4 protein-coding genes, 1 tRNA gene and 2 rRNA genes are annotated in these 10,736 nt (G+C 70.6%); 1 reads left to right on the top strand and 6 read right to left on the bottom strand.

The window, feature by feature from the left end:
* From FNQ90_RS04490 to FNQ90_RS04480, 3 genes are all read right to left on the bottom strand, one after another.
* A partial coding sequence (locus tag FNQ90_RS04490) for a DNA translocase FtsK 4TM domain-containing protein (RefSeq protein WP_182605069.1) occupies positions 1-947 on the bottom strand: 947 nt, incomplete at its 3' end.
* A 162-nt stretch (positions 948-1,109) separates the two neighbouring features.
* Positions 1,110-1,769: a response regulator gene (locus FNQ90_RS04485; protein ID WP_182605068.1), complete on the bottom strand. Its 660-nt coding sequence runs from the start codon at positions 1,767-1,769 to the stop codon at positions 1,110-1,112.
* Positions 1,770-2,019: 250 nt separating this feature from the next.
* The gene (locus FNQ90_RS04480) at positions 2,020-7,218 is read right to left on the bottom strand and encodes a HAMP domain-containing protein (protein ID WP_267133015.1); all 5,199 of its coding nucleotides are present in this window, start codon (positions 7,216-7,218) and stop codon (positions 2,020-2,022) included.
* A gap of 359 nt (positions 7,219-7,577) precedes the next feature.
* Here FNQ90_RS04480 and FNQ90_RS04475 point away from each other — a divergent pair, with 359 nt between their 5' ends.
* Entirely contained in the window at positions 7,578-10,184 is a 2,607-nt protein-coding gene (locus tag FNQ90_RS04475; RefSeq protein WP_323379773.1) for a SpoIIE family protein phosphatase, read from the top strand.
* A gap of 157 nt (positions 10,185-10,341) precedes the next feature.
* Here the strand turns inward: FNQ90_RS04475 and FNQ90_RS04470 are convergent.
* The 3 genes from FNQ90_RS04470 to FNQ90_RS04460 all read right to left on the bottom strand — a co-directional run.
* Positions 10,342-10,414, bottom strand: a tRNA-Thr gene (locus tag FNQ90_RS04470).
* A gap of 4 nt (positions 10,415-10,418) precedes the next feature.
* A 5S ribosomal RNA gene (gene rrf, locus FNQ90_RS04465) occupies positions 10,419-10,535 on the bottom strand.
* Between the two features lie 95 nt (positions 10,536-10,630).
* Positions 10,631-10,736, bottom strand: a 23S ribosomal RNA gene (locus FNQ90_RS04460); the annotation flags it as partial.

The following is a 10,736-nucleotide window of genomic DNA, read 5'->3' as shown; positions in this document are numbered from 1 at the left end:
CGCCTGCGACGCCCGCCCCGCCCCCGGCCGCCGGACGCCGAACCGTCGGCGTCGCCGCGTGCGGCGGGCACTCCTCCGCGCCCGCGCCGCCCGGTGCCCCGAACCCGCTCGGCGGCCTCCTCGACGGCGGCCACCTCGTCGTAGGAGTCGGTGGGCTTGTCCATCCGCACCCGCTCGCCGCCCTCGCGCGGTTCGAGCACCCCCAGACGGACCGCGCCCTCCCGCAGCCGGCGCGGGATCGCGTTGACCGGGGTGGCGGTGACGACCAACAGGCCGAAGACGGTGACCAACACCAGCAGCGGCACCGCGAGCGATTCGCCCACCAGGAAGATCAGCGGCCGGGAGGCGAGCCAACCGATCAACCCGCCGGCGTCGCGCAGCGCCTGCGCGCCGTCCGCGCGACCGGGAGCGCCCGCCGCCAGGTGCACCAGACCCAGCACCCCCACCACCAGGGCGCCCAGACCGATCACGATGCGCCCGTTGGCCTCCGGTTTCTCCGGATGCCGGATGAGTCGAATCGCGACGAAGAACAACAACAGGGGGAAGATCAGGTCCAACCGGCCCAGGGCGCCGGTGACCAACAGGGTCACCCACTCCCCCAGCAACCCCTCCGGGTTGGACCAGGTACCGGCCGCCACCACCAGAGCCGCGCCCATCAGCAACAGTGCCATGCCGTCCTTGCGGTGGGCGGGATCCAATCCACGGGTGCTGTTCCCCACCCCGCGGAACATGGCGCCCACGGAATGGGCGATGCCCAACCACACCGCCCGCAGCACGCGGTAGAAGGGGTTGCGCGCCGGCGGCTTCTTCTTCGCGGCCGCCCGGGACCGGGGCGCCGGGCGGGCGGCGGCCTTCTTCGCGGACGCGGCCTTCTTCGCGGAGGTCCCGCCCGCGCGCCCTGCGGCGCGCGCGCTCCGAGAGCTGTTGCGAGACGTACCCGAGGCCATGGGGACGAGGTTACCGGTGTCGGCCCCCGGGGGCACGGAGGTCGGACGTGCGCCCGAGGAGCGCGCCGGTGGAGCCGGCCGGGACGGGGCCGCCACGGCCGAAACCCCCCGTCCCCAAGGGAGAAGAAGGGGACGGGGGCGGGTCGGCGACCCGCCCCGGTCTCACTCCGGCACGCCCGAAGTGGTGGACGCCACCGGGTCCAGTGCGTCCAGGGCCCGCCGCAACTCGGCGATCCGTCGCTCCAGGCGCCCCATGCCGGAGGCGGCCGCCGGGTTGCCGCTCTCCCCCACCTCCCGCGTCACGGCCTCGGCCTGCTCCTCCACGGAGGCCAGCAGACCGGACAGTTCGGGCAGCAGACGACGGGAGGCCCCGGCGTCGCCCAACTCCTCGTCCATGCCCTCACCGAGCAGCCGGGCCTGTTCGGCCAACTGCACGTTCTTCTGGTACAGGTCGACGAAGACGTTGACCTTGGCGCGGAGCACCCAGGGGTCGAAGGGCTTGGAGATGTAGTCCACCGCCCCGGCCGCGTACCCCCGGAAGGTGTGGTGCGGCCCGTGGTTGATGGCTGTCAGGAAGATGATCGGGATGTCCCGGGTACGCTCCCGGCGCTTGATGTGGGCGGCCGTCTCGAAGCCGTCCATGCCGGGCATCTGGACATCCAGCAAAATCACGGCGAAGTCGTCCGTGAGCAGCGCTTTGAGCGCCTCCTCCCCGGAGGACGCCCGGACCAGGGTCTGATCGAGCGCCGAGAGGATGGCCTCCAGCGCCAGCAGATTCTCCGGCCGATCGTCCACCAGGAGGATTTTGGCCTTCTGAACCATGGCCTGTCCTCCTCCGCCCGGGCGGTTTGGCCCGTACCGCCCCCGATGGTGGCTCCGGTGAGCCACCGCTGTCGTGCCGCACATGGTAGCGGCACTCCCCGCCCCGGACACACCCGGTCACCGCGGTGTCACCGACCCGATGGCGGCGCGCGCCCCACCCGGGGATGAACGGCCGGGCGCCGAGGGGAGTTCCCGTCGACGCCCCGGGTAGCCACCGGGGGATGGGGATCGGTCCGGCCGGGTCCGAGGGTCAGGCGCCGGCCTCGTCGGCCGGGCCGCCCTCACCGTTCATCCACCGCCGCATCAACTCCAGCAGGTGGTCGGTGTCCACCGGCTTGGTGACGTAGTCGGAAGCACCGGATTCGATGCTCTTCTCCCGGTCACCGCTCATCGCCTTGGCCGTGAGCGCGATGATCGGCAGACCGGAGAACTGCGGCATCCGCCGGATCGCGGAGGTCGTGGCGTAGCCGTCCATCTCCGGCATCATGATGTCCATCAGGACGAGCACCACGTCCTCGTTGGCCTCCAGCACCTCGATGCCCTCCCGCCCGTTCTCCGCGTACAGGACCCGCAGGCCGCGCTGCTCGAGGACGCTGGTCAGGGCGAAGACGTTGCGCACGTCGTCGTCGACGATGAGCACCTTCTGGTCCTTGAAGGTCGGACCCCGGTCCGCGGCCGATCGGGAGACCCCGGGGCGCACGTCGACACCGCTGCCCGTCGGTCCGCCGTTCCCGGCCTCCCCCCGCTCACGGCCGTTGCCGTTGACGAACCGGCTGCGCCGCCGCAGCGTGAGCTGCTCCGCGGCCCGCTCGGCGGCCGAGCCGGCCGCCTCCCTGATGCCGGACGGCTCGAGCGCCGGGGCCGGCGGGGCGGGGCTCTCCCCCTCCGCGCTCCCCCCGGCGGATCCGTTCTCCGACCCGGCGGGCTCCTCGACCTGCCCGGTGCCGGCGGGGAGGGCCGGAATGGCTCCGGTGGTTCCCGGCTCTGCCACCAGCGTCCCGCCGACCGTCTCCCCGTATCCGGGCGGGGGCAGCCGGGTGGGCTGGAGCGGCAGGTAGAGCGTGAAGGTGGAGCCACGGCCCGGTTCGCTCGCCGCGTGGATCTCGCCGCCCAGCAGACGGGCGATCTCCCGGCTGATGGACAGCCCCAGGCCGGTGCCGCCGTACTTGCGGCTGGTGGTCCCGTCCGCCTGCTTGAACGCCTCGAAGATGACCCGCATCTTGCTCGGTGCGATACCGATGCCGGTGTCGGTGACCGCGAAGGCCACCATCGGCGCGTCCGGCGTGGCCAGCGCGCCGCTGCGCGCCACCTGCTCCCGGATCTCCGGCGGCACGTCCCGCCCGGCGGGTCGGATCACCAGTTCCACCGAGCCGTGCTCGGTGAACTTCACGGCGTTGCCCAACAGATTGCGCAGCACCTGCAGCAACCGCTGCTCGTCGGTGTGCAGGGTGGCGGGCAGCTCCGGGGAGACCCGCACCGAGAACTCCAGGTTCTTCTCCGCCGTCAGGGGTCGGACCGACGCCTCGATGTAGTCCACCAACTGCACCAGGGCGATCCGGGTGGGACTGACGTCCATCTTGCCCGCCTCGACCTTCGACAGGTCCAGGATGTCGTTGATCAACTGGAGCAGGTCCGAACCGGCGTTGTGGATGGTCTCGGCGAACTCCACCTGCTTGCCGTTGAGATTGCCCTCGGCGTTGTCGGCGAGCAGCTTGGCGAGGATCAGCAGGGAGTTCAGCGGCGTGCGCAGCTCGTGCGACATGTTCGCCAGGAACTCCGACTTGTAGCGCATGGAGAGCGCCAACTGCTCCGCGCGCTCCTCGAGCACCTGACGCGCCTGCTCGATCGCCGAGTTCTTCACCTCGATGTCGCGGTTGGTCTCCGCGAGCTGGTCCGCCTTGTCCTTGAGCTGCTCGTTGGACGCCTGCAGCGCCTGCTGCTGGCGCTCCAACTCCGCCGAACGGTCCTTCAGCTCGTCGGCCAACTTCTGCGACTGGCGCAACAGCATCTCGGTACGGGTGTTGACCGAGATGGTGTTGACGCTGGTGGCGATCATCTCCGCCATCTGGGACAGGAAGTCGAGCTGGATGGGTGTGAACTCCTGGAACGACGCCAACTCGACCACGCCGAGCACCGTGTCCTCGAAGAGGACCGGGATCACCACCACGTGCGCCGGCTGCGACTCCCCCAGTCCGGAGGAGATCTTCAGGTAACCCTCGGGGGTGCGCCCGGCGGAGATCATGCGCCGCTGGCGGGCGGCGGTGCCGATCAGCGCCTCCCCCGGCTTGAAGGAGGTCGGCATGGTGTCCGCCGCGTAGCCGTAGGCGCTCAACAGCCGCAGCTCGTAGTTCCCGTCCTCACCGGGGCCGGCGACCACCTCGGACTTCCCGGAGGACGGGGCCGCCAGGTAGAACGCGCCGTGCGGGGCGGAGACCGCCGGGGCCAGCTCGCTCATGATGAGCTCGGCCACGTCGTTCAGCTCGCGGCGGCCCTGCATGAGATTGGAGATCCGGGCGAGGTTGCCCTTGAGCCAGTCCTGCTCCTTGTTGGTCATCGTGGTCTCGCGCAGGTTGCCGATCATCGTGTTGATCGTGTCCTGGAGCTCCAGGATCTCCCCGGCGGCCTCCGCCTCCACCCGGACCGTGTGGTCGCCCCTGGTCACGGCGGTCGCCACCCGGGCGATGCTGCGCACCTGGCGGGTGAGGTTGCCCGCCATCTCGTTCACCGAGTCGGTGAGCTCCTTCCAGGTACCCGCGACATCACGCACCCGGGCCTGGCCACCGAGCTGTCCCTCGGTGCCCACCTCGCGCGCCACCCTGGTGACCTGATCCGCGAAGGAGGAGAGCTGGTCGACCATCGTGTTGATGGTGGTCTTCAGCTCCAGGATCTCCCCGCGGGCCTCGATGTCGATCTTCTTCGTCAGGTCACCGCGGGCGATGGCCGTGGTCACCATCGCGATGTTCCGCACCTGACCGGTCAGGTTGCTGGCCATGTTGTTCACGGACTCGGTCAGGTCGCGCCACATCCCGGAGACGCCGGGCAGGCGGGCCTGACCGCCGAGCATCCCCTCGGTGCCCACCTCCCGGGCGACACGGGTTACCTCGTCCGCGAAGGACGACAGGGTGGTCACCATGGTGTTGACCGCGTCCGCCAGCTGGGCGACCTCGCCGCTGGCCTCGACCGTCACCTGCTTGGTCAGGTCACCGTTGGCGACCGCGGTGGCCACCGTCGAGATGTTGCGAACCTGCCCGGTGAGGTTGCGGGCCATCAGGTTGACGTTGTCGGTGAGGTCCTTCCAGGTGCCGGAGACCCCGCGCACCTCGGCCTGACCGCCCAGTCGGCCCTCCGTCCCCACCTCACGGGCCACCCGCGTGACCTGCTCGGCGAAGGAGGACAACTGGTCCACCATCGTGTTGACGGTGGTGACCAGTTCGAGGATCTCGCCCCGAGCCGGGACGGTGATCTTCTTGGACAGGTCGCCGCGCGCGACCGCCGTGGTGACCTCGGCGATGTTCCGGACCTGGAGGGTCAGGTTGTTCGCCATGTTGTTCACCGACTCGGTGAGGTCCTTCCAGGTGCCGGAGACCCCGCGCACCTCGGCCTGACCGCCCAGTTGCCCCTCCGTCCCCACCTCACGGGCCACCCGCGTGACCTGCTCGGCGAAGGAGGACAACTGGTCCACCATCGTGTTGAGGACTTCCTTCAGCTCCAGGATCTCGCCCCGGGCCTCCACCGTGATCTTCTGCGACAGGTCACCCCGCGCCACGGCCGTGGCCACCTGCGCGATGTTCCGCACCTGGTCGGTCAGGTTGTTCGCCATGCCGTTGACGGAGTCGGTCAGCTCCCGCCAGACCCCGGCCACGCCCGGCACCTGCGCCTGACCACCGAGACGACCCTCGGTGCCCACCTCGCGGGCCACGCCGGTGACCTGATCCGCGAAGGCCGACAGCTGGTCGACCATCGTGTTGATGGTGCTCTTCAGCTCCAGGATCTCACCGCGCGCCGGCACCGTGATCTTCTGCGACAGGTCACCCCGCGCCACGGCCGTCGTCACCTGCGCGATACCGCGCACCTGGTCGGTCAGGTTCAGGGCCATGAAGTTCACCGAGTCGGTGAGCTGCTTCCAGGTACCCGAGACGTCCTGCACCTCGGCCTGACCGCCCAGCCGACCCTCGATGCCCACCTCGCGGGCCACCCGGGTCACCTGCTCGGCGAACGAGGAGAGCTGGTCCACCATCCGGTTGACGGTGTTCTTCAGCTCCAACATCTCCCCGGCCACGTCCACCGTGACCTTCTGGGTCAGATCACCGTTCGCCACCGCCGTCGTCACCTGCGCGATGTTGCGCACCTGACCGGTGAGGTTGCGGAAGGCGTTGTTGACGGAGTCGGTGAGGTCCTTCCACGTGCCGGAGACGCCCTGGACCCGGGCCTGGCCACCCAGCCGCCCCTCGGTCCCGACCTCACTGGCGGCCCGGGTGACCTCGTCCGCGAAGGTGCGCAGCGTCTCGGTCATCGCGTTGATGGTCTCCGCCAGCTGGGCGACCTCGCCGCGGGCGGTGACGGTGATCTGCTGGGAGAGGTCACCGTGCGCGACCGCCGTCGTCACCTGGGCGATCTCCCGGACCTGCGCGGTCAGGTTGCTCGCCATCGTGTTGACCGAGTCGGTCAGGTCCTTCCAGACCCCACCGACCCCCTCCACCTTCGCCTGACCGCCCAGCTGGCCCTCGGTGCCGACCTCGCGGGCGACCCGGGTGACCTCGGACTGGAACGAGGAGAGCTGGTCCACCATCCGGTTGACGGTGTTCTTCAGCTCCAGCATCTCGCCCTCGACGTGCACGGTGACCTTCTGCGACAGGTCGCCGTTGGCCACCGCCGTCGTCACGTGGGCGATGTTGCGCACCTGTGCGGTCAACCGGTGCGCCATCGTGTTGACCGAGTCGGTCAGGTCCTTCCAACTGCCCGACAGACCCCGGTCGTCCGCCTGGCCGCCGAGCTTGCCGCGGGTACCGACCTCACTCGCGAGGCTGGTGATCTCGTCGGTGAAGGTGGACAGCTGGTCCACCAGGCCGTTCACCGTCCGACCCACCCGCAGGAACTCCCCGCGCAGCGCCCGGCCCCCACCGACCGCGCCGGCCCGCAGGTCCATCCGCTGCGTGAGGTCACCCTCGGCGACGGCGCTGAGCACCCGGCCCACCTCGGAGACCGGACGCACCAGGTCCTCCACGAGGTCGTTGGCGTCGTCGATGGCCTTGGTCCACGCCCCTTCGCAGGGCCCCGCCTCCATCCGCTCGACCAGCTTGCCCTCGCGGCCCACCACCCGGCGCACCCGGGCCAGCTGTCCGGTGAGGTGCAGGTTGCGGTCCGCGACGTCGTTGTAGACCGCCGCCAGCTCCGCCATGGGGCCCTCCCCCGAGACGGTCAGCCGACGACGGAAGTTGCCGTCCCGCATCGAGACCAGAGCCGAGAGGAGCCGGTTCAGGGCGACGGCATCGACCTCCACCGTCGCGCCCGCTCGCGGCTTCCCCCTGCGCACGCGTGTCCCAACGCGTGCGTGTGCTCCGTCAGACACCACTGTGTCCCTCCCACAGGGTCGGCGATGCTCGTCGTCCGGCCGGTCCCCGGACTCCCTCCAGTGTTTCACTCCACACCGACGGGGCGATAACAGTTCGGCAGCATCGCACACCCGGGGCCTCCCGGTCCGGGGGAATTCGGTGGATGTGCCGCCCGGGGTGCCGGTGGACGTCAGTAACCTGGCATCCGGCCGCCCGTGTGGGCCGCCGGGACCGAGACAGCCATTGGGGGAGTGACGTGATCACCGCGCGAGCTGCGGCCACCTTCGAGCCGGTCGGGCGTTCCGTCGCCACGGCGCGGGGTTTCGTGCGGGACACCCTGCAGGGTTGGGGTCTGGCGGAGCTGATCGACGACGCCGTGGTCCTCACCAGCGAGCTGGTCACCAACGCCGTGATCCACGCCGGCACCAGCGCCGACGTGCTCTGCCTGCGCGACGAGTCCGGTGTCCGGGTGGAGGTCGTCGACCGCCACCCGGAAAGGGAACTTCCGTTCGTACCCACCCGGCGGGGCACCCCCGATCCGGACAGCGAGGGCGGCCGGGGTCTGATGCTCTGCGCCGTCCTCTCCGCCGGCTGGGGCGTGGAGTACACCTCCTCCGACAAGCGCGTGTGGTTCCGACTCGAGGAACGCGCGCAACCGGTCGGCACCCGGTCCGCCGGCCCGGTACTGCCCGACGACCAGCTGCCCGTCAGCGACAGCCGGGTACGGGTGGCCGTGGTGCAGGTGGATCGCAGCGACACCATCACCTCGTGGAACGAGGACGCCGAGGCACTCTTCGCCTACACCACCGACCAGGTGATCGGGAAACCCCTCACCGACCTCGCGGCCTGGCCGCACACCCCGGGCACCGGCACCGGCATCGCCGAGGCGCTTCGGCTCTCCCGCTGGGAGGGCAGCTACGGCCTGCGGGCGGCCGACGGCCGCACCGTCCCCGTCTACGCCTGCCACCTGCGCATCCGCGACGCGAGCGGCGAACCCTCCACGGTTTGCCTGCTGGTGCGCGAGCGGGAGCGCGCGGTGCTGCAGAGCCCGCTGCGCGGCCCGGTGGTCCACGGGGACCACGGCGAGGGCTCCGGTGGGGACCCGCTGGAGGGCCTGCTCGGCTCCCCCGCCCCCGACGACCTCGACGGACTGCTGCAACGCACCGTCGAACGCGCCCGGGACATGCTGGACGGCGACGCGGCCTACCTGCTGCTGGCCACCGACGACGAGACCGAACTCGAGGTCCGCGCCTCCACCGGTCTTCCCTCCGCGCGCCAGCGGTTCGCCCGGGTCCCCGTGGAGACCGCCAGCGGCCGCTACGGCTCGGCCCGGATGCCCGCCGTCCACGAGGACCTGGCGGCCGTCCCCGGCGCCGTGCCGCTCCTCTCCGGCACCGGCATGCACTCGGTGGTCACCGTGCCGCTGAAGGTCGAGGGACGGCTGACCGGTTCGCTCGGCGTCGCCTCCGAGACGCCGGGTCGCTACGGGAACGAGGAGGCGCTGCGCCTGCAGTTCGCCGCCGACCGGATCGCCCTGGCGGTCGAGTCGGCCCGCCTCACCGAGCTGGAACGGCTCCGTCGGGGCTCGCTCTCCTTCCTGGTGGAGGCGTCCGAGCTGCTGGCGGGCACCCTGGACCCGGACCAGACGCTGGCGCTGATGGCACAGATGACCGTGCCCAACCTGGCGAACTGGTGCGCCGTCTACACGATGCCGGAGGCCGACGCCGATCCCGTGCTCTCCTACGTCCTCCACGAGGACGAGGAACGCATCGACGGCATCAAGTCGCTACTGGAGCGGGTGCCGCCGCCGGACCCGGACGTCCGGCTCGGCGTGCGCCCCTGGAACGCCCCCGCCGACGCCGCGCACAACACCGCGCTGCGCTCCTCACTGCGTCGGCTGGCCCTGGGGGGTCTCCGGCAGCCCGGCGGAGAAGTGCCCCTGGTGGCCACCGCCGCGGCCGTCGGCGGGGAGACCGTGGTCTTCCCGCTGTTGGCCCGCAACCGGGTCATCGGTCTGCTGGTGCTCGGCCGCCAGACCGACGAGCGGTTCCGCCAGGAGACCCTGGAGCTGGCCGAGGACCTCTCCCGCCGGGCCGCCCTCGCCCTGGACAACGCACGGCTGTACCGGGAGCGCACGACCATCAGTCAGTCCCTCCAGCGCAGTCTGCTGCCGCCGGAGCTGCCCGACATCGACGGCGTCGAGGTGGAGGTCATCTACCGTGCCGCCGGCGAGGGCAACGAGGTCGGTGGCGACTTCTACGACCTCTTCCCCATCCGGGAGGGCGCCTTCGGCTTCGCCATCGGCGATGTCTGCGGCACCGGGCCGGAGGCCGCGGCCGTGACGGGCCTCGCCCGGCACGCGCTGCGCCTGCTCGCGCGCGAGGGTCTCGGGGGGCCGGCGGTGCTCGAGCGGCTCAACACGGCGATCCTGGAGGAGGGGAGCCGGGCCCGCTTCCTCACCCTTCTCTACGGCGAGCTGTGGCCACGCCCGGAGGGCGGCGCACTGCTGAAGATGGTGTGCGCCGGCCATCCGCTGCCGCTGCGACTGAAGCAGAACGGCCATGTGACGGCGGCCACCGAGCCGCAGCCCCTCCTGGGGGTCATCGAGGATCTGGAGTTGTTCGAGGAGGAGTTCCTCCTCGAACGGGGTGATGTCCTGCTGTGCGTGACCGACGGGGTCACCGAGCGCCGGGAGGGTTCCCGGATGCTGGGGGACGACGGCCTCGCCGAAGTCCTGGGCGGCTGCACCGGTCTGACGGCCGGTGCCGTGGCGGCCCGGGTCCTGCGTGCGGTCGAGCGCTTCGCCGCCGACTCCCCTTCCGACGACATGGCGATCCTCACCCTGCGGGTCCCGGAGGATTGAGCCCACCCCCGGGACACCACGGGAAGCCCGGGGCGTCGAGGAGGAGTCCTCGACGCCCCGCTCCCGGAGTCCGGGTTCTCCCCCTCCGAAACTCATCACGTGACCATCCGAACAACGCGAAAAGGCCCCCGCCTGAGGCGGGGGCCTTCTCCTCGAGAGCCCCAAAACGGAATCGAACCGTTGACCTTCTCCTTACCATGGAGACGCTCTGCCGACTGAGCTATTGGGGCATTTGTTCGGCGGCGACCTACTCTCCCACACGGTCCCCCATGCAGTACCATCGGCGCGGAAAGGCTTAGCTTCCGGGTTCGGAATGTAACCGGGCGTTTCCCCTTCGCCATGACCACCGAAACACTGTGAAACACACACATCAACCGGACCCACCAACCACCATGGGCCGGTGGCGGGTTGTGGTTTCAGAACCAACACAGTGGACGCGAGCACCTGAGGACAAGCCCTCGGCTTATTAGTACCGGTCAACTCCACCCCTCACAGGGCTTCCATCTCCGGCCTATCAACCCCGTCGTCTACAGGGAGCCTTACCCCATCAAA

It is taken from the genome of Streptomyces alkaliphilus (assembly GCF_014141535.1).
GTDB lineage: Bacteria > Actinomycetota > Actinomycetes > Streptomycetales > Streptomycetaceae > Streptomyces > Streptomyces alkaliphilus.
The sequence above is the reverse complement of the archived record's forward strand: the minus strand, read 5'-3'. Positions and strand labels throughout refer to the sequence as shown.

Bases quoted from the DNA above. Each gene is read 5' to 3' on its own strand.
- FNQ90_RS04480 (WP_267133015.1), bottom strand. From the start codon at position 7,218: ATGCGGGACGGCAACTTCCGTCGTCGGCTGACCGTCTCGGGGGAGGGC.
- FNQ90_RS04485 (WP_182605068.1), bottom strand. From the start codon at position 1,769: ATGGTTCAGAAGGCCAAAATCCTCCTGGTGGACGATCGGCCGGAGAAT.